General features: G+C 45.3%; 22 protein-coding genes and 1 tRNA gene. 16 read left to right on the forward strand and 7 right to left on the reverse strand.

The genetic code is table 11. The features are described from left to right. Positions 1–337 precede the first annotated feature (337 nt). On the reverse strand, positions 338–1,453 hold the full coding sequence (locus QUA03_RS09650; RefSeq protein WP_333211607.1) for an SPFH domain-containing protein: 1,116 nt from the start codon (positions 1,451–1,453) through the stop codon (positions 338–340). 318 nt (positions 1,454–1,771) lie between these two features. On the opposite strand from QUA03_RS09650, the gene QUA03_RS09655 reads away from it, so the two are divergent. From QUA03_RS09655 to vapC, 3 genes are read left to right on the forward strand one after another with little or no spacing between them, the layout of a single operon-like run. Then, a complete protein-coding gene (locus QUA03_RS09655) occupies positions 1,772–1,948 on the forward strand; it encodes a hypothetical protein (protein WP_333211609.1) in 177 nt (58 codons plus the stop codon). A gap of 57 nt (positions 1,949–2,005) precedes the next feature. After that, positions 2,006–2,206 (forward strand): type II toxin-antitoxin system VapB family antitoxin, encoded by a 201-nt coding sequence (locus QUA03_RS09660; RefSeq protein WP_333211610.1) that lies wholly within the window; start codon positions 2,006–2,008, stop codon positions 2,204–2,206. Further along, on the forward strand, positions 2,203–2,601 hold the full coding sequence (gene vapC / locus QUA03_RS09665; protein WP_333211612.1) for a type II toxin-antitoxin system VapC family toxin: 399 nt from the start codon (positions 2,203–2,205) through the stop codon (positions 2,599–2,601). Before QUA03_RS09660 ends, vapC begins: the two co-directional genes overlap by 4 nt. A gap of 336 nt (positions 2,602–2,937) precedes the next feature. On the opposite strand, the gene QUA03_RS09670 is transcribed toward vapC, so the two are convergent. Together QUA03_RS09670 and QUA03_RS09675 are read right to left on the reverse strand one after the other, a co-directional pair. Then, positions 2,938–3,693, reverse strand: coding sequence for a hypothetical protein (locus QUA03_RS09670; RefSeq protein ID WP_333211614.1), 756 nt, complete (start codon positions 3,691–3,693; stop codon positions 2,938–2,940). 112 nt (positions 3,694–3,805) lie between these two features. Continuing rightward, positions 3,806–5,182: a hypothetical protein gene (locus QUA03_RS09675; protein WP_333211616.1), complete on the reverse strand. Its 1,377-nt coding sequence runs from the start codon at positions 5,180–5,182 to the stop codon at positions 3,806–3,808. A gap of 437 nt (positions 5,183–5,619) precedes the next feature. On the opposite strand from QUA03_RS09675, the gene QUA03_RS09680 reads away from it, so the two are divergent. The 3 genes from QUA03_RS09680 to QUA03_RS09690 are packed head-to-tail and all read left to right on the forward strand — an operon-like array spanning position 5,620 to position 6,654. Next, the gene (locus tag QUA03_RS09680) at positions 5,620–6,123 is read left to right on the forward strand and encodes a DNA-binding response regulator (RefSeq protein WP_333211617.1); all 504 of its coding nucleotides are present in this window, start codon (positions 5,620–5,622) and stop codon (positions 6,121–6,123) included. After that, positions 6,116–6,475 (forward strand): type II toxin-antitoxin system ParD family antitoxin, encoded by a 360-nt coding sequence (locus tag QUA03_RS09685; protein WP_333211619.1) that lies wholly within the window; start codon positions 6,116–6,118, stop codon positions 6,473–6,475. Before QUA03_RS09680 ends, QUA03_RS09685 begins: the two co-directional genes overlap by 8 nt. Continuing rightward, complete coding sequence (locus QUA03_RS09690; RefSeq protein WP_333211621.1) at positions 6,472–6,654, forward strand: type II toxin-antitoxin system RelE/ParE family toxin; 183 nt, start codon at positions 6,472–6,474, stop codon at positions 6,652–6,654. Before QUA03_RS09685 ends, QUA03_RS09690 begins: the two co-directional genes overlap by 4 nt. A gap of 155 nt (positions 6,655–6,809) precedes the next feature. On the opposite strand, the gene rlmD is transcribed toward QUA03_RS09690, so the two are convergent. Further along, positions 6,810–8,222, reverse strand: a complete 1,413-nt coding sequence (gene rlmD / locus QUA03_RS09695; protein WP_333211623.1) for a 23S rRNA (uracil(1939)-C(5))-methyltransferase RlmD — start codon at positions 8,220–8,222, stop codon at positions 6,810–6,812. Positions 8,223–8,245: 23 nt separating this feature from the next. Between rlmD and QUA03_RS09700 the strand changes: the two genes are divergently transcribed. Then, complete coding sequence (locus QUA03_RS09700) at positions 8,246–8,608, forward strand: hypothetical protein (protein WP_333211625.1); 363 nt, start codon at positions 8,246–8,248, stop codon at positions 8,606–8,608. A 96-nt stretch (positions 8,609–8,704) separates the two neighbouring features. Then, positions 8,705–9,190, forward strand: coding sequence for an allophycocyanin subunit alpha-B (locus QUA03_RS09705; protein WP_190655955.1), 486 nt, complete (start codon positions 8,705–8,707; stop codon positions 9,188–9,190). Positions 9,191–9,317: 127 nt separating this feature from the next. Here QUA03_RS09705 and QUA03_RS09710 read toward each other — a convergent pair whose 3' ends face one another. Continuing rightward, positions 9,318–9,701 carry a hypothetical protein gene (locus tag QUA03_RS09710; RefSeq protein ID WP_333211626.1) on the reverse strand — a complete coding sequence of 128 codons (384 nt, stop codon included), beginning with the start codon at positions 9,699–9,701 and terminating at the stop codon, positions 9,318–9,320. 118 nt (positions 9,702–9,819) lie between these two features. On the opposite strand from QUA03_RS09710, the gene QUA03_RS09715 reads away from it, so the two are divergent. From QUA03_RS09715 to QUA03_RS09725, 3 genes are read left to right on the forward strand one after another with little or no spacing between them, the layout of a single operon-like run. Then, a complete protein-coding gene (locus tag QUA03_RS09715) occupies positions 9,820–10,200 on the forward strand; it encodes a helix-turn-helix transcriptional regulator (RefSeq protein ID WP_333211628.1) in 381 nt (126 codons plus the stop codon). A gap of 32 nt (positions 10,201–10,232) precedes the next feature. Next, the gene (locus QUA03_RS09720) at positions 10,233–10,634 is read left to right on the forward strand and encodes a helix-turn-helix transcriptional regulator (protein ID WP_333211630.1); all 402 of its coding nucleotides are present in this window, start codon (positions 10,233–10,235) and stop codon (positions 10,632–10,634) included. Positions 10,635–10,652: 18 nt separating this feature from the next. After that, the gene (locus QUA03_RS09725; RefSeq protein ID WP_172192721.1) at positions 10,653–11,054 is read left to right on the forward strand and encodes a helix-turn-helix domain-containing protein; all 402 of its coding nucleotides are present in this window, start codon (positions 10,653–10,655) and stop codon (positions 11,052–11,054) included. A gap of 127 nt (positions 11,055–11,181) precedes the next feature. Here the strand turns inward: QUA03_RS09725 and mazG are convergent, their stop codons facing one another. Together mazG and QUA03_RS09735 are read right to left on the reverse strand one after the other, a co-directional pair. Then, complete coding sequence (gene mazG / locus QUA03_RS09730) at positions 11,182–12,009, reverse strand: nucleoside triphosphate pyrophosphohydrolase (RefSeq protein ID WP_333211632.1); 828 nt, start codon at positions 12,007–12,009, stop codon at positions 11,182–11,184. A 179-nt stretch (positions 12,010–12,188) separates the two neighbouring features. Continuing rightward, the gene (locus QUA03_RS09735) at positions 12,189–12,818 is read right to left on the reverse strand and encodes a metal-binding protein (protein WP_333211633.1); all 630 of its coding nucleotides are present in this window, start codon (positions 12,816–12,818) and stop codon (positions 12,189–12,191) included. A gap of 72 nt (positions 12,819–12,890) precedes the next feature. On the opposite strand from QUA03_RS09735, the gene QUA03_RS09740 reads away from it, so the two are divergent. From QUA03_RS09740 to QUA03_RS09760, 5 genes are all read left to right on the forward strand, one after another. After that, positions 12,891–12,962: transfer RNA gene (locus QUA03_RS09740), tRNA-Val, on the forward strand. Between the two features lie 186 nt (positions 12,963–13,148). Then, positions 13,149–13,532, forward strand: a complete 384-nt coding sequence (locus QUA03_RS09745; RefSeq protein ID WP_333211636.1) for a hypothetical protein — start codon at positions 13,149–13,151, stop codon at positions 13,530–13,532. Positions 13,533–13,738: 206 nt separating this feature from the next. Beyond that, on the forward strand, positions 13,739–14,818 hold the full coding sequence (gene ygfZ, locus QUA03_RS09750) for a CAF17-like 4Fe-4S cluster assembly/insertion protein YgfZ (protein ID WP_333211715.1): 1,080 nt from the start codon (positions 13,739–13,741) through the stop codon (positions 14,816–14,818). A gap of 174 nt (positions 14,819–14,992) precedes the next feature. Beyond that, positions 14,993–15,370 carry a hypothetical protein gene (locus QUA03_RS09755; protein ID WP_333211638.1) on the forward strand — a complete coding sequence of 126 codons (378 nt, stop codon included), beginning with the start codon at positions 14,993–14,995 and terminating at the stop codon, positions 15,368–15,370. 99 nt (positions 15,371–15,469) lie between these two features. After that, positions 15,470–16,219: a DUF72 domain-containing protein gene (locus tag QUA03_RS09760; protein ID WP_333211640.1), complete on the forward strand. Its 750-nt coding sequence runs from the start codon at positions 15,470–15,472 to the stop codon at positions 16,217–16,219. Positions 16,220–17,505: the final 1,286 nt, after the last annotated feature.

Consider the following 17,505-nt stretch of genomic DNA (forward strand, 5'->3'; position numbering starts at 1 on the left):
AGCTGGATGCACGGAAACTGGCACGTCCAGTTCTAACTGAGAGGTGCTGGGGATAATACCCCACATCGACTCAACCAGGGCGGGGACTCTTGACAACGCGCCTACAGAAACCTGACAGATGAAAGCCGATAGAATTAATTTGTGTTTATCTGCTGTTTAAAAAAACATTCATATTGTTGACGGTAGATTCGGAATCTATTACTTTTATATCGTGATTAAAGCAAGTTACTTAGATTGGGATTTTGCAACCGCAGATGTCAGCAGATAAACACAGATGAACACCGATGGGATTTATCTGTGTTTATCTGCTGTTTAAACAAATCTTCATCTCTCTCACTCACGAATTTTGAAAGATCCATTTTTGGTCGCCGATCACAATTTCGCAGCCATTTGGCAGCCAAAAAGGCTCGTTAGCAGCCAGCCTCTGCCCACCCACAAAAGTGCCGTTGGAACTGCCGCTATCGACAAGCTGATACCGCTGTTTGCCAAGTTCGTCAGTGGCGCGGCGGATTTGAGCGTGGTAGCGCGAACTTTGCGGATCTTGTAATACTAAAGTGTTGGTTGGTTCGCGTCCAATTGTAAAGGGATTGGCCGTTAGGGCGATCGCCTCTCCAGAAAGTTTGTAGATTAAATATGCGGTTGTTTTGCGATCGCTGCTTGCGAGTACCGTTGGTGCAAGTTGGGGAGGATTTCTCCCAGGAGGGAGACTGTTTTGAGCAAGTTGTTGTGTCAGTTGTTGTAAATCTCGATCGAACCCTGCTGCTGTGTCTGAAGCTGGAAGACTCGCAGGAGAATTACCTGAAATTAAGTTTAACTGCTGTACGGGAGATTGAGGAACAATCGGACGGCCTGCTTCGGCAATTCTCATTTGCAGGGCGGCGGCATTTTCTGCTTCCTGTCGGGCACTCATTCCCTCAACTTGGCGAATAACTCCGTTGGTTTCGGGAAAGCTGACATCGCCAATTCGCACGTCTTCTAAGTTAAAACCTAGGGTATAAAAATCTTGGACGCGATCGAGCAAATTTTGGCGCAGCAACAGCCGTCCTTGACTAATAAGCTGTTGTAGGGGTATTTGCCCGATCGCTAATCCCATACAATCCTTAACTGCACTTGCTAAAACAGCTATAGGATCGGACAATTCCAAAGCAACCCGTTTCGGCTCTATAACTTGATAAATAACGGTCAGAGTGGCATCAATTAAAAATCGATCCTTAGACAAAAAATCTCCGTGCGACTGTACGTCCAAATTGCGGAGTTTGGTGTCTACGAGGACAATTTGAGACTGTTCCAGCAGGGGAAGGGCAAAGCTGAAATGTCGCCCGGGTTTTAGGGTACGCACGGCGCGGCCGTTTTTGACCAACAAACCCGTGTAACCCGCCCCTATAAAGTCCATACTAAACCCGGCCCAGCGTTCTGGAGTTATCGTTTGAATCAGGGGAGAAGCGTTGTTCATGGGAGGGAGTTGAGGGAGGGGAGATTCTATTTTTAGGGTAACAAATTGCTGGGGGCGAGCGATCGGGCGGTGTGCCGGTTCCGCAACCTCTATTCTATACTTCTGGACTCCCCCCGATTCAGGCCGGACTGGATCTAGCTTGCATCTAGTTGATGGTGGGGGCGATCAAAATACTGTTCGTAGGGTGCGTCTGATCCTTCAAACCTGTTGAAATTGAAATAATTAATGTCTAAGGCACCCTACCATTTGGTTTAACGGTGACTAAAGGTCAGTGATTTATTGGCTATACTTAAGGCATCATGCTAGTTAGTAAGTCAGATGAATACGATCGCGATCGCCCTTTCTGATGAGCGACTCCTGAAGTTACAAAAACTCGCCAACGACTTGAATGTATCGATAGAAGAATTAGTTTTAATAGGCATAGAAAACTTACTCCTCCCGCGAACTAAATGCAGAAAGCGATCGCCCATTGATAGAGTTTCAGTGCTACACTAAAATTACAGCATTGTTCGGTGGCAATTGCGTGATACCCTACTTGCACGAGGAAAATATATGGTAACTACGCTCGAAATTGACAACAATCTCCTTCAAGAAGCCCTTGATTTGAGTAACCATCCAACACCTACTACATTAATCGAAGCAGCTTTACGCGAGTACATTCAACGTCGCAAACAACTAAAAGTAATGGAATTGTTTGGTACTGTTGACTACGATGAAGATTATAACTACAAGCAACAGCGACAAACTTTATGAATGTTCTTGTTGATAGTTCCGTTTGGTCGTTGGCCTTGCGGCGCAACACAACAAATGATGCGATCGCTATTGTTAATGTACTGCGTGATTTGATTGCAGATGGACGAGTTGTTTTACTGGGGGCGATTCGTCAGGAGGTACTTTCTGGCGTACGCTACAAGGAACAGTTTGCTCGATTGCGAGAGTATCTTCGTGCTTTTCCTGATTTAGAGCTAACAACTGAAGATTATGAGTTAGCCGCAGAGTTTTTCAATACCTGTCGCAGTAATGGCGTTCAGGGATCAAATACTGATTTTCTGTTATGTGCCGTTGCTCATCGTCGCGGCTACACCATTTTCACTACTGATAAAGATTTTGAGAATTTCCGATCGCACATTCCTGTCGTATTACTATAAGGGTGATTTCTCAGTTTATATCTTAACTTAGGGATGCCGATCACACTTTTGGATTTGAGATGTCCTAGAGGCGATCGCACTTTCGGAAAAAGAACAATTGTACACCCAAGACATGATCAGACTGCTTTGAGCTATTGCGTTACAGGCTTCAAATCGATGTCATCGTTGGAAGTCAGTATTTTATATAAATGACAGGGGATGCCCGCTGCAATCAAAGTTTCCAGAGCGCGATCGAGCTTTGACGAGTCCTCGTAGATACCGACACTGAAAGTATCATCGCACTTTGGGAAAAAAGACCATCGCTCCTAAGAATAAAAGGGGCGATACCACTACATTTCAAAATCCAATAGGTGATGGTGGCACATCAGGCAACAAAGGAGGAGAAGGTTCTGGAGGTTGCCCTGGTGTATTTACAGTCCCAGGACTCTCAAGAAGTGGTTGATTAGGCAACAAAAGCCTTGCAGTTGTGATACTGGAAGCCGGAACATTATTCAGTTGGGCTAATGGTTCACCTGTACTTCTAAGACTAAGTAAGGTAAAAGCACTTGTCGATTCAATTAAAATATCACTGATACTTACACCTGCTGGTACTTGGATGAAATCGCTCCCATTTCCAAAGTCGGTGATGATATCTAAACCCCCACCTGTTGACAGTACAAATCTATCGTTTCCCTGTCCGCCTGTGAGGGTATCATTTCCCTGATCGCCTGAGAGAAAATCATCTCCTGCATCGCCAAAGAGTTGATCGTTGCCTTTGCCACCAAATAAACTGTCGTTTCCGTCTCCGCCTCTAATGATATCTTCATTGGCATCGCCTCGGATAGAGTCGTTGCCACTTCCTCCATCTAACTGATCGTTATCTTTGCCACCTATGAGCGTATCGTTACCAGCACCGCCGGAAATGCTATCTTGACCGTCGTTTCCCAGAATTAGTTCGCTGTCGGCAGACCCTATTACTGTATCATTGCCGCCGAGAACCCACACGCCACCTGGAATATTTGTTAGTTGTCCGGGGGATAGGGTGATAGATTCAGACGTGTTATCGCCGAGTAAGCGAATAAGACCATTATTATTGGTAAATGTTAATGTCATTTTTCTTCGCTCCTAAATGTTAAGTAACTAGAGATTGAGAGTTTTTAAATGGGATACAGTTAATATTGAAACCTAGCAATTAAACTGCATTTTTAAATTAACTACATCAACACTAATTGCTTAAATCTGCACCACCTACCGCATTATTCTCAAAAGGATTACGAGGAAAAAGAGCATAAAGGTCTGCATCTATTTTCTTGTTGTCGAAATATGTATCTGACCCCGGAACTGCTCCATTATAACTATACCTTGCTGTCGTACTAAAATAAAGTTGCAGCCAGTTATAATTATCAGGACTGAAAGTTTTAATGTCTGCTTTAACTTGACCTTTTATTTTCCAATATCCAGTTTCAAAAAATTTTCCAGTATCATTATTAGGGCTTAAACGATTAAGTATTTGTAACCAATTCCAATTGTCTTTATAAGGACCATAGTTGTCAATACTAAGAAACTTTGTTCCTGGGTTGTTAGTTTTCAAATTGATTTCTCCTCCGAAGTTAAAAATAGGGTTAGGAGCAATACCAACATTAACTTTACCACCATCAATTACAGTTGAGTTTGACCCAAGTCTGTCAACGACTTCTAATGTCCACTGCTCGGGATTTACAAAATCTCCGTTTCTTACTCCTAGCCATGATGTTAATGGAGGCACAGCATCTGTTGTCTTATTTCCTAAACTTTTACTATAGCCAAAGACTGTATAAGGATTAAGCAACCCGAAAATATCCTTTTTGAAATTATTATAATTTATAGTTAATTCAAAATTAATTACTTCGCCCTCAACAGGATTTGAATCAGACATATAGAATTTAGCATATGTTTGCCATTTAGCTAATTCCAAACCGAACTGATTGGATGCAACTGATGTAGCTGCATCGGTAGGTGTTTCAACAATAGTTTTATAATTTACAGATAGCTCTAAATCAATCTTTTGATTATTTAGCGTTATGGTCAATATATCGTCCTCACTCTTCAACCCCTGAAGCTCACCCTCACTCAACTCCTTCCCCTGAACAACCGCCGCAAAAATCGCCCCCTCATCTCCCGGTGAATCCGTAACATTCAACCGCGAATCAACAGAGTGCCCGATTTCTTCCAGCAACACATCCGCAACCGCCGCCGGATTCGCCGCATTCTGAGCCAAAAATTCCTTAGATAAATAAATCGTATCCGTCGCCCCAGCAAAACCCCCATTTGCCCCGCCAATCTCAGCAGACGAGACAACCTTCATCGGCGGGATATCACTAAAATCTCCCTGAAACCATCCTTCAGCTAAGGCTTTCGCACCCGCAGCATCCCAGTTTTCCCCAAAAGCCAAATTCATCTTCGCCACGAAATCTGGCCCGGCCGCAAACTTACTTAAATCCCCATAAACCTCGGACATCGCCTGACCTGTTAGCAAATCGACAGAGCTATCCGTTAAACTGCTGTTGGAGTCGCCGATCGCCCCATTAGCCATCCGGGTTAGCAAATCGTCAGGCAAGATCATATTGTCATAGGCTTCTGGCGTTAAAGTCGGGATATTAACTTCCTGACTAGCACCCCCGGTTAGGACGCGGTTAGCATCTAGCTGCGGGATAATAGCCTTAGTCGGTTCTAGGCTGGCATTCCAAGGGGCGATCGCACTTTCGTTATTAAATTCAGGCGTGAAAAAATTAGACACGTTATTCTCCCGTGTTGATTAGAGACAAGTACATAGACTTGCCCTGTGTTTGCTTAGATTAAATAAACTGTTTGTTGTAAAAGCCGATCAGCCGATCACGCCCATTGTTGAATCTGAGTATTCCTACTCGGCGTCACACCGCCCCAACAAACTCAACTATATCTGATGTATATAACAATACACTAAGCACAGCTAGCATACAACTAACAAACGCTAGCAGTTTCGGTTATGCTGACGTTAGCCACATCTCAACACACCCAAAAATGGCCTCAAAGGAAGACTTATTTGCCGAAGCAGCGAAACACTGGGACTTAGAAAGACTGTACCAAGCTTTTGCAGAAGCTAAACGGCAAATCTCTCCTCGATCGCGAAGGGGACTAACAGAAACAGAAAAACTTTACCTGCGAGGATTGCTTTCCGGTTGCAGTCCCGCTGAAATAGCCCGCCAACTGTTTCAGAGTTCCAAAAGTGCAGAGGTTTATTTATGTAAAACTTTATACCAATATGTTAAAAAAATCGCAGATGTACCTAACGAACCTGTAGGAAATTGGCGCAATATTTGCGATCGGCTAGAAGAAGCCGGATATAAAACTCAGTCTGCTCCTGAATTTAAAATAAATAATTCTATACCTACAGAAGCATTCGTAAAAATAGTTGGTATCGGTGTGATTGAGAAAAATACAATATCAATGGATATCAACATCCAATTAACATTTCCCTCAACTTCAGAAGCTCCAAAAACAGAAGATTTGGATAAAGATGGTTAGATGGGCGATCGCCCCTCAACAAACCAATCTAACTCAAGGGCGATCGCCTACAATAGAATCAACACTCCTCATCTCAAACACCATGCAAATTGTTTTGCCACCTGAAGTCGAAGCCCTCGTGCAGCGCCAACTCAGCAGCGGCAAATACAACAGCGCGATCGACGTTATCCTTGCAGCCATTAAACTACTCGAACAACAGCAAGATATTTATCAAGGACGACTGCAAGAACTCCAACAAGACGCACTGATTGGCCAGCAAGCATCCCAACGCGGTGAAGTCGTAGACGGTGCAACCGCAATGGTACAAATTCGAGCTAATTTGCGATCGCGTTACAGTTCAAAAGAAACATGAGTCCAAAATTTCGCCTCACTCAACCCGCAATCCAAGACATTGAGCAAATTGCAGACTACATCGCTAGTCGATCGGGACTCGATCGAGCCGATCGCTTTTTAAGCAATCTTGACGCTAAATTCGCCAAAATTGCTCAATTTCCCAATATTGGACGACAAAGACACGAAATTTTACCATAGCTTCGCAGCCTCTCCATAGACAACTATCTCATCCTCTATATGCCGAGCGGACAGGATGTAGAGATTTTGCGAGTTGTCAGTGGTTATCGAGATTTATCCGCCCTCTTCGCCGATGCTGATGATTGAATTTAACTAAACAACGATCGCCCTTTCATTCACCTCACCAAAAAAGCCGCACACTCAACATGAGAAGTCTGAGGAAAGAAATCCGCCGGCTGCACTCGCGCTAACTTATAATCCCCATTTTCGCACAAAATCTTGAGGTCGCGAGCCAAAGTAGCAGGCTTGCAGCTAACATAAACAATGCGATTTGGTTTGATTTCCTTGATAGCTTCCAAAACCGTGCGATCGCACCCTTTCCTCGGTGGATCTAACAGCACAATATCCGGTGTCAATCCCAAGGAAGGCAGCAAACTCTCTACAGTTCCCACCTGAAACTCGACATTTCTCACGTCATTTAACTCACCATTTAATGTGGCTTGTTCTATCGCCGCTGATTGCACTTCTAAACCTATGGCTATTTTTACTTGTTTTGCCAGGGGTAAAGTAAAAGTACCAATACCGCAGTAAGCGTCAATTAAAACCTCGTTTCCCTGCAAATTCAATTCCCCTACCATCACCTCTAACAACGCTTCAGCCGCCTCTGTATTTACCTGGAAAAAAGTATCGGCTCTTAGCTGAAAATTCATCCCAGCAAATCTTTCTCGTAGATAAGAACGACCCGCAATGCAGCGAGTTTCTGCACCAAAAATCACATTAGTTTGAGCGGGGTTTATATTCAAACAAACACCTACCAGTTGAGGATATTGTTTCAGCCACTCTGATGCTTGCTCTTCGAGTCCCGGCAACTCTCCAGTGCGAACTATTAAAGTTAGCAGCATCTCGCCCGTGCGCCGTCCGATCCGCAAGGACAAGTGACGCAATTCTCCTGTATGTTTCTTTTCGTCGTAGACTTGCCAATCCCGCCAGTGGATGTCTTCTTTGACTTCTTTTAACAAAGGATTGAGGCGCGGGTCTTGCACCGGACACTGATTTAGATTGACTAATTTGTGAGTGCTTTTTTGATAGTAACCTGCTTGGACTTGACCTGTTCCAGATATTGCCACAGGATAAGTCGCTTTGTTGCGGTATCCCAAAAATTGAGGAAATCCCTCGATTTTTCCAGTTAAAATTTCATCTACTTGCAGATTGCTAAATCCGCCAATCCTTTCTAAGGCTTGAATGATTTGATTTTGCTTGGCTGCAAGCTGATATTGATAATCTACGTGCTGCCACTGACAGCCACCGCACTTGTCGGCGACAATGCAGTTAGCTCGAATGCGGTGTTGGGAGGCTTCCAAAAGTGTGTCCAGCTTGCCTGTAGCATAGGTAGATTTGACTTGCACGAGGCGGACAAGGACTCGATCGCCCGTCACGGTATCGGGCACAAACACTACTAACTCACCAAAACGACCAACTCCGTCGCCGGTGTCTGTCAAGTCGGTAATCTCTATCTCAATCAGTTGACCTTGCTGGCAAGGGTTTGCCAATTTCGTCGAGTTTGGGGTGGGGAATTTAGATTTGGTCACAAGTAGTCGTGGTAGGATTTGATATGGTAATGCAATATCGCTCTCTCTTTCCTGAGATAAGTCGTAGCGAAGCGGGGTGTAAGCCATCGCACTCAAACTCAATTGCAGGCTGTCTTCCTGCTGCTGAAAGTCTTGGTGCTAAAGCCAAGCTTCGACCTGCAAGTCAAGCCTGCCGTGAGTTGCCCCGATCGAGCCTGTGCGATATGCTGTTGGGGCGAGCTAGCAAAAACTCGTTAAACAGTCAAAGTGTCTGCCGACATCAAAACTCTCAATCGCAGTTTTTGAGTTTTTCCCGCAGTACCCTGGAACACAGGGAAACGGGCTTGAACATCAAGCATAACGTTTGCGGAGATTTACCCGCTACTTCTAATGTTGATAAATGTTAGAAGCAAAGTAAATCGCCCAACCCAGAATCTCATCTTTAACGGATGAGAATGTCAATTAATCTTACTCTCAAATATCCTCAATTTTTTTGAATAACAATGAGCGTAGTTAGCCAACTAATTCTCCAAGCCGACGACGAACTTCGCTATCCCAGTACCGGCGAACTTCAAAGCATCAAAGATTTTTTTAAAACCGGAGAACAGCGGGTGCGTATTGCTACTGCGCTGTCTGACAGTGAGAGGAAAATTGTTGAAGAAGCTAGTAAAAAACTCTGGAAAAAACGACCTGATTTTATCTCTCCTGGGGGCAATGCTTACGGCCAGCGCGAACGGGCTTTGTGTCTGCGCGACTACGGCTGGTACTTGCGCCTGATTACCTACGGTATCTTGGCGGGTGACAAAGAGCCGATCGAAAGCATCGGTTTGATTGGCGTTCGGGAAATGTATAATTCTCTCGGCGTCCCTGTTCCTGGCATGGTCGAAGCTATCCGCTGTTTGAAGGAAGCTTCTTTGGCTTTGCTCAATCAGGAGGATGCTAAGGAAGCAGCTCCTTATTTTGATTATATCGCTCAAGCAATGTCTTAATTGCTTTGGTGATTGCTTTCATGAATGTGGCGGAGCATTCGCGGGTGATTTTTGGGGTGATTTTATCTCGCAATTGCTCGCAAATGTTTCGCTTCTGTTTTTGGAAAGGAAATCTGCCTCATTTTTGCTAGGAAGCAATGCAGTTTAAGCTTTCCCAGATGTTGAGTTCGTGTTGTCTTTCAATGCACATTTGAATTAAAAAGTCAAGTGTTTTTGGGAGAGATTGTTTTTTGAATTTCCGGCTGTCGTACTGAATGGATGTTTTGAGCTGCGAGAGTTCTCCAAGGGTGGGGCTGGTTTGGATATGATGGGCGATCGCATTTTGCCATTCTTCCAGCCTGCGGTAGCTGACAAACAGGCCGCCTCTATCCCGATGGTGGACGAAAACCACGAAAGCCCATGATTCGACTCGCTTAATCAGGTTTTGGCTGATTTTGAGCAGTTGGGCGATCGACCTGACGGTGATGCGGAGCTTTTTCGAGGGTTGGATGCGGCGAAATAGTGGTGTCATAGCTGTCTATCTACTTTGTTCCAACATTGTAACATAAGATAGTCAACTTGCAAACTTAAAAAATGAAACTAGAAAGTCAGGCGTGATAGCTTAGCTTTATGCAGATAGGTGATGACTGATGGTTGTAGCAGAAGCTAGGCGAGAAAAAGAATACTTGAGACGCAGATTTACTGATACCGGGCTGCGGCGGTTGGGTAAATTCCTGCGATCGTGGCGCGAAGCTAGGGGGTGGAGCGTTCACGAACTGAGTGAAAAGACCAAGCAGCATGAGGCTCAATTTTATAATATAGGGGGAGAGCCTTTGCCGAAAGTTTTGGGGGTCAGCATTGCAGGCATTTCGAGAATCGAAAATGGCTATTACAACAAGCCTGCACCCGATCTTTTGTGGCTGTTCCTCGATGTTCTCGAACCAGTTCACCCGGTTGAAAAGCGGTTGCTTACTCTAGAAGACTTACTGTTGATCGGAACTGAATTTTGGAACCCAAACGTCGAGGCGTAGGATTGACTTAATAGTTAAATTGGATCTGTAAAATGCCGGGATTTCTTGACTTTAAGGCTGTCGTCGATCGGGAAAAACTGCGCCCTGTGCGATTTACGGATACGGGACGCGGTAGATTGGGCAAACTTCTGAAAGCAGCTAGAGAGATTCGGGGCTGGTCAATTATTGAAACAGAAATGGTCACAAAAGAATACGAGGCCGCTCTGTTTCGGACAGCCGGAGCTCCTGTACCAAAAGATGTCGGTATTAGTAATGCTACTGTTAGTCGCTACGAACGCGGGAAGTTAGAAAGTTTGGATTGGCGATCGCTCTCTCTGTTATGCTTTGTCCTCAAGCCGATCGATCCGGTGACAGGGGAAGCCCTCGAACCGACAAATGCTTTATATATCGCGTGCGAACATCCCCCATACAACGATGCGAAGCTCTATGACTAGATTATTTGCAGATAGGTAATGTCAGGACTCTCTAACAAAGCTGTGGTAGACAAAGAGCAGGAATTGCGTCCCGTTCGCTTCACGGAAACGGGGCGGATGCGTTTGGGGAAGATTTTAAAAGCAGCAAGACAGACAACAGGTTGGTCTGTCAGCGAAACAGAGTTCAAAACAAAGGGATATGAAGAGGCGCTGTTCACAGCTACAAATCAACCCGTACCCAAAGATGTCGGTATCAGTGCCGCAACAGTCAACCGTTACGAACGTGGGAAGCTAGATAATTTGGATTGGCGATCGCTCTCTCTGTTATGCTTTGTCCTCAAGCCGATCGATCCGGTGACTGGGGAAGCCCTCGAACCGACAAATGCGCTTTATATCGCTTGCGAACATCCGCCGTATAATGACGCGAAGCTTTACGAGTAGTTGATTGCTGACATCGGGACTGATGCAACCAAATTATTGAGATTGGGAGTTTTGAACCGCAGATATTAGCGGATGAACACAGATGAACGCTGATGTCTTTTGATCTGTGTTGATCTGCGGTGATTGATTACCGATCGCCCTTTTGTTTAGCAATTAAAGCTTTAGCTTGCTGCCACAGAGATTCTAACTCTTCTGGGGCATAATCTGACAAAGGTCGATCGCACGCAGCCTCCACCTTCGCAAACCGCTGCACAAAGCGATCGTTTGTTCCTTGCAAAGCAGCCGACGGATCTAAATCGTACCAGCGAGCTAATTGAATCAACACAAACATAATATCTCCCAATTCTGACTGCTGCGCTGCCTTATCCTCGTGTTTGAGAGCGTGTTCAAATTCTGCCATTTCTTCGTGAAATTTATCCCAAACGCCCTCTACACTGTCCCAATCAAAACTCACTTCCGCAGCTTTTTGAGAGATTTTCATCCCGGCGGTTATCGGCGGCAAAGTGCTGGCATAACGGCTCATTTTCGAGGCTAAAGTTGGCGGCTTTTCCGCAGTTGTGCCTTTTTCTGCTGCTTTGATTTTTTCCCAGTTTTCGTTGACTTCATCCACACTGTTGAGTTCGACATCGCCGAAGACGTGGGGATGTCGCCGAATTAGTTTTTCTGTGATGCCCGCAGCTATTTCGGCGAAGGTAAATTGATTGGATTCGCTGGCAATTTGAGCTTGCAGAATTACCTGTAACAGTAAGTCGCCCAATTCTTCGATAATCGCATCTTTATCTCCTTTGCGAATCGCGTCGGCGGTTTCATAAGATTCTTCGATGATGTGAGGAATTAGAGTTTGGGGAGTTTGGGCTAAGTCCCAAGGACATCCGCCGTCTGGCGATCGCAATTTAGCCACAACTTCTATAAGTTCTGCGAGTGCTGTGAGCGATCGACTTTCAGAATTAGACATAATAATTTACCTTTTATATCAACCGCCAAGACGGTTATAACGTTGTTAAGAGATCCAACCATTGATTGTATTACTTCTTCTTCCTTCTTCCTTCTTCCTTCTTCCTAACATCCGTTACATCCGTTACATCCGTGGAGCGAATCCGTTGCCGAACTTCCTTCTTCCTTCTGCTGATTGTATTACTTCTTCCTTCTTCCTTCTTCCTTCTTCCTTCTTCCTTCCGCTATGGATTTGCTAGATGTGCGAGTGGGAGCTTTGATTTTGGGCCTCTTAATTGTCTTAGGAGGCCGCAACCCGCTCAATCCTTTCTTTTTGAATCTTTTGTAAGCCGAGCCGCCCCAATCGCTTAGATAGTGGCTCATAGCGCCTAATTCTAGACCGATGTAAACGGCTAAAATTTCGATGCGGTGTTCCCAGATCGATCGCCCGTAACTCAAAACCACATCCTGCCAATTCCCGCCTAAGTTCCCGGCTTTTTCGGCAATTGCCAATCCCAACATTCCGAAAACCGCGATCCAGATAGCGAGGTACAAGATTCGCAAAGCAGTGCCGATCAGAGGGCCGTGGGACAAAAAAGAGCGGTGGCGCAGGCTTTTTTGGTACGGGAGCCAAATGGGTTTGAACCATCCCCAGCGCTGATACTGGCACGAGTAGATATCCAAGTCGGGGCCAAACATCAGCCCGCCGAATAAGAAACTGCCGGAAACGAGCAAAGTCAGGTTGCTGCTCTGAGTCTGGCCAAAGGTGAGGGCTGCCACGAAGGGCAAACTCCACATGGTTATTTGATCGTGGGTGCGGCCAGAGGGCATTTAAAGTTTAGGATTTTTTTTACTTGATCTTTCTGAGTTACTGTGATATGATAAATCCCGGTGAGTGCAATTGGGTGATTAGCTCAGTGGTAGAGCGCCTGCTTTACACGCAGGATGCCGTAGGTTCAAATCCTACATTACCCATCCGATAACTCAATATCAACAGTTTCAGCCGTTTTTAGCCGTCAAGCCGAGAACGGCTGTTGCTGTTTAGGGTTGACTGTTGAATTTGGTGACGACTCAATTTAACATTCTGTGGCGGATGTCTCAAAAGTTGGCACCCAATGCTAGAAAATTAATTTATTGATTTTCTTTTTTAGAACCCTGTATATGAAGCCTAAAATAACTAGCCCGATCGCTTGGCAGCAAGCTGAACTGCTCATGCAGCCAGCGATGATCCGAGTGCTCGACAACATCCGCAAACAATTAGAGGAGTCAGTTTGGACGGGTACTTATCAAGAAGTGCAGATTCCCATTCCTGGCTATCAACTAATTTTAGAGCTTCAAGGCGAGCAAAGATGTATCGATATTTGGGAACTTTGCTATCGAGTCTGCTTTGTCAACTACCAGCCCGCCCACAGTCAAATCCAAAGCCAAGAAGTTGTAATTGATACTAGCTTGATTGATGATGAGACTGGCGATGTAGATTGGAATCGGCTTGATGCTAAAGCCAGCCAATTAATCCAAGAAATATTCACCAATTTGGGCAAATAGTCAGTTGTCAGTTGTCAGTTGAGAGTTGTCAGTTGAGAGTTGTCAGTCAACAGCCATCAGTCAACAGTCATCAGTCAACAGTCATCAGTCAACAGTCAACAGCCATCAGTCAACAGTCATCAGTCAACAGTCAACAGTCAACAGTCAATAGTCATCAGTCAACAGCCAACAGTCAACAGCCAACAGTCAACAGTCAACAAAATCTTATGATTCAAGAATTGCACGACATTCAAGCAGCGGCCGGTGCTACTTTTGTAGAGTTAACAACCAAAGAAATTGTGCCAGTCAGTTTTGGTAACGACGCAGAAGCGATCGCAGCAACTAAACAAGGTGCGGCTTTGTACGATCGCACTCACTGGGGACGCATTCAAATCTCAGACAGCGATCGCCTGCGGTTCTTGCACAATCAAAGTACCAATAACTTTAATATACTCAAACCCGGTCAAGGTTGCGACACCGTTTTTGTGACTTCCACCGCCCGGACGATCGATCTCGCCACCGCTTATTCTACAGAAGATGCCGTACTGCTGTTAGTTTCGCCCAACCGCCGCCGCCAACTGCTGGAATTGCTAGATCGCTATATTTTCCCAATGGATCGCGTCGAGTTAACAGATTTAACCGATACAACTGTTGCTTTCAGTTTCCTCGGCCCGGAAAGCACTCAACTATTAGAAAAAATAGGAGTTACCGAACTCGAAAATCAACCTTACGCTACTCACAAATTGATAAAAACCCCCCCTCTTTCCCCCCCTTACCAAGGGGGGGATGAAGGGGGGGTTCGAGTTGCGGTGGGTAGCGGTTTAGCAACTCCCGGATACACGTTAATTGCGTCAGCAAGCGATGCAGCCAACTTGTGGAAGGAATTAGTCAAAGCTGGGGCTGTACCGATGGGCGATCGAGTTTGGGAACAACTGCGAATCGAACAAGGACGCCCCGCAGCCGATTTTGAACTCACAGACGATTACAACCCACTAGAAGCCCGCCTTTTACACACGATTACCTATGACAAAGGCTGCTACATCGGTCAAGAAACAATTGCCCGGTTGAACACCTACAAAGGAGTAAAACAGGAACTTTGGGGCGTGCAGTTGAGCGATGCGGTTGAACCCGGAACAGGAGTCACAATCGGAGAGGAAAAAGTTGGCAAACTCACCAGTTTTACGGAAACTGAATCCGGCTTTTTTGGTCTTGCTTACATCCGCACAAAAGCGGGCGGCGAAGGACTGAAAGTGCAAGTCGGATCGGTGTCAGGGGAAGTAGTAAATGTACCTTTTTTGAGTTCGTAGTTGCGCTCGGTAGCCTGTTGACGCCGCAGCGCCCAAAACTTTTTTGTTGAGGTTGATTTGGGAAGAATGCTAATACCATAAATTTGCCCCAAGTCCTATCTTTAGATAGATTTGCAAACCAAAAACCGAAATTATTCTGTATTACAGTCGTCACAGAAAAAACAGAGTTTTTCAATGAAAAAGTTTACATCGCGCTTAGTTACAACTTGCCTGCGAGTTGGAATAATCTTTGCTTTAGGAATAGCGCTGATTTTTAGCTCCGAATTGGAATTGTCGGGCAACAAAATGCAAGCGATCGCTACATCTTTAACCCCTGAAGCTAAGTCTTACGAAGTTGCCCGTCCCGATCGCCCGCCAACAACCGATATCGAGAAGGGAGGAAATGATGCCGTTGACAATATCCGAGAAAAGCTGAATCTCGACCAACCGATCGCCCCCAGTACCAAAAAATTTATAGAATCGGTAAAAGATAACGTGGGCGAAGCAGTTACGCCGGGACAGGAAGCAGTAGAAAAAGCGGCAGAGCGAGGTAGGAGCGAGCGAGCCAAGTAATTCAATCGCATCCAGTTTTAAAATATCATATTCTTAGTCCGCCTGCGCGGACTTTGTTTGTTCAGTAGGGATTTCCAAATCCGAATCATGGAAGGGATAATGAACCCGGATTCGATTGTTCATATTGGCACTTCAGGTTGGAGTTACGACCATTGGGAAGGTGTGCTTTATCCCCACCAGCTACCGCCTCGCTCTAGGCTAGATCGCTATATCCAGCACTATCAAACCGTCGAAGTTAATAGCACCTACTACCGCTGGCCACCAAACACTACCTTTGCTAACTGGCGAGAGCGCCTCCCCCAAGGATTTTTGATGACCGTAAAAGCGCCCCGTGGTCTAACGCACTCCAAGCGTCTTTATTCGCCAGAAAAGTGGTTGGAACGCATGAGTGAGGGACTTCAATCCCTGGGCGATCGATTGGGTATTCTGCTCGTCCAACTCTCTCCCCAGTTCGGCTGCGATTTGGCCCGCCTAGCTTACTTTCTAGAACAGGTTCCCCCTTGGATCAAAGTAGCTGTGGAATTCCGACACCCAAGCTGGCACACGGAAGAGGTATTTTCGCTGCTGGAACGCGAAGGAGCGGCTTACTGCGTCATGAGTGGCGCCCACCTTCCGTGTATCCTGCGTGTAACGGGTTCATTCGTCTATGTGCGACTCCACGGCCCCGACGCCAACAATCTCTACGGCGGCTCCTACTCGGATGATGATTTGCACTGGTGGGCAGATCGCATCCACGAGTGGGAAAGTCAAGGGCAACCTGTGTTCGTCTACTTCAACAACGACGGAGAGGGAAATGCAGTGAGGAACGCTTCAAAGCTAAAAGCTTTTGTGGAGAATGGTACTTCATGACAGACTCTGATTGAGAGTGTCCCCATTCTTTTGGGCGCATTCAAAAACGCTCCGCAGTTCCTTGAAGCTGAATTAGAAATCGGAGGTGGCGTTCGTCTAGGTTATTGTTTGACGATCGCACTCACCCCGAACCCGCACATCCAACTCAACATCACCCAGCACAAGCCGATCGCATTCAACTCAACATCACGATCGCACTTTTGCTTCCATTTCAAACAAATCCCGCAGGGTGCGCTTGACCGAAAGGAAACACGAAATACTCCGTCAGTTTCTCGATGCAATCATTAAACGCTTTGTAGTAGCGTTTGAAGTACAGTTCCACCTTCCCTCAGTTTTCCCACAATCCCAACAAGTTGATGGCAACCTCTGAGTAATGGACTCTCACATCCCGCTGCACTTCGGCTATCCGTTCCTCAATTAGTCGAGTCGTAATTCCAATTTTAGAGAATGAGTGAGGAAACTTTAAAAATTTATGGACAGACTGAAACGGAATTGCAATGCTGTATCAGCCATCCGCTAGAGACAGGACTTTTCCAGAAAAGCGTTGTTTTTTGGACGTTTTATACACAAAAGCCAAACTCTAACTTAACTGCTTGTAGCGAAGTATACACTTGATTGTGGTTATAAGTCTCTCTAAAGAATTATTTGTATATTCTCCTGAAGACAGATGATAGCAGCCACCAAGGTAAATAACATACAAAGTGTACAGAGTTATTAGGTAATCTAAAGGCAGAATTTAAAAGTAGTCTATTTGCGCCCTGTAGGAAAGACATTCGACTTACGCACTTGCCCAAGCTAAACAAAGTGGCAGTATGTGGCGTACTCTTGTGCCTTAATTCAGGATAATGACTACTTTATATTTGATACTTAATTAATTAAGTTTACCTAATTTCTTGTTGTTCTGTTCTACCTATCCGACTCTAATTACCCTGTTGTTATAAGTACCTCTCAAGAATGGTTGGTATATTCTCCTGAATACGGAGGATAGCAGCGACCAAGGGAAATAACATCACAATCTACAGAGTTATTGGGGAATCTAAAACCAGAATTAACAGCACTCTATTTGCGCCTTATAGGGCATAGATTCGGCTTACGCACCTGCCAAAGTTGAACAAAGTTGCAGTAGGTCGCGTACCCTTGTGCCTTACTTCAAGTTAATGACCAATTGAGCTTTGATTCTTAATTAGGTTTACCTGATTTTTTCTTTCTCGGCTCTATCTGTCACACCCTAACCACCATCTGGTAATACGCTTCTTTGTAGATGGCACAAAGGATACCCGAAATTT

The sequence above is a fragment of the Microcoleus sp. S36b_A4 genome (genome assembly GCF_036700645.1).
Taxonomy (GTDB): Bacteria; Cyanobacteriota; Cyanobacteriia; order Cyanobacteriales; family Microcoleaceae; genus Microcoleus.

Coding starts and splice junctions, on each gene's coding strand:
- QUA03_RS09650 (WP_333211607.1), bottom strand. CDS start 1,453: ATGAACAACGCTTCTCCCCTGATTCAAACGATAACTCCAGAACGCTGG.
- QUA03_RS09655 (WP_333211609.1), top strand. CDS start 1,772: ATGAATACGATCGCGATCGCCCTTTCTGATGAGCGACTCCTGAAGTTA.
- QUA03_RS09660 (WP_333211610.1), top strand. CDS start 2,006: ATGGTAACTACGCTCGAAATTGACAACAATCTCCTTCAAGAAGCCCTT.
- vapC (WP_333211612.1), top strand. CDS start 2,203: ATGAATGTTCTTGTTGATAGTTCCGTTTGGTCGTTGGCCTTGCGGCGC.
- QUA03_RS09670 (WP_333211614.1), bottom strand. CDS start 3,693: ATGACATTAACATTTACCAATAATAATGGTCTTATTCGCTTACTCGGC.
- QUA03_RS09675 (WP_333211616.1), bottom strand. CDS start 5,182: ATGATCTTGCCTGACGATTTGCTAACCCGGATGGCTAATGGGGCGATC.
- QUA03_RS09680 (WP_333211617.1), top strand. CDS start 5,620: ATGGCCTCAAAGGAAGACTTATTTGCCGAAGCAGCGAAACACTGGGAC.
- QUA03_RS09685 (WP_333211619.1), top strand. CDS start 6,116: ATGGTTAGATGGGCGATCGCCCCTCAACAAACCAATCTAACTCAAGGG.
- QUA03_RS09690 (WP_333211621.1), top strand. CDS start 6,472: ATGAGTCCAAAATTTCGCCTCACTCAACCCGCAATCCAAGACATTGAG.
- QUA03_RS09700 (WP_333211625.1), top strand. CDS start 8,246: ATGGTAATGCAATATCGCTCTCTCTTTCCTGAGATAAGTCGTAGCGAA.
- QUA03_RS09705 (WP_190655955.1), top strand. CDS start 8,705: ATGAGCGTAGTTAGCCAACTAATTCTCCAAGCCGACGACGAACTTCGC.
- QUA03_RS09710 (WP_333211626.1), bottom strand. CDS start 9,701: ATGACACCACTATTTCGCCGCATCCAACCCTCGAAAAAGCTCCGCATC.
- QUA03_RS09715 (WP_333211628.1), top strand. CDS start 9,820: ATGGTTGTAGCAGAAGCTAGGCGAGAAAAAGAATACTTGAGACGCAGA.
- QUA03_RS09720 (WP_333211630.1), top strand. CDS start 10,233: ATGCCGGGATTTCTTGACTTTAAGGCTGTCGTCGATCGGGAAAAACTG.
- QUA03_RS09725 (WP_172192721.1), top strand. CDS start 10,653: ATGTCAGGACTCTCTAACAAAGCTGTGGTAGACAAAGAGCAGGAATTG.
- mazG (WP_333211632.1), bottom strand. CDS start 12,009: ATGTCTAATTCTGAAAGTCGATCGCTCACAGCACTCGCAGAACTTATA.
- QUA03_RS09735 (WP_333211633.1), bottom strand. CDS start 12,818: ATGCCCTCTGGCCGCACCCACGATCAAATAACCATGTGGAGTTTGCCC.
- QUA03_RS09745 (WP_333211636.1), top strand. CDS start 13,149: ATGAAGCCTAAAATAACTAGCCCGATCGCTTGGCAGCAAGCTGAACTG.
- ygfZ (WP_333211715.1), top strand. CDS start 13,739: ATGATTCAAGAATTGCACGACATTCAAGCAGCGGCCGGTGCTACTTTT.
- QUA03_RS09755 (WP_333211638.1), top strand. CDS start 14,993: ATGAAAAAGTTTACATCGCGCTTAGTTACAACTTGCCTGCGAGTTGGA.
- QUA03_RS09760 (WP_333211640.1), top strand. CDS start 15,470: ATGAACCCGGATTCGATTGTTCATATTGGCACTTCAGGTTGGAGTTAC.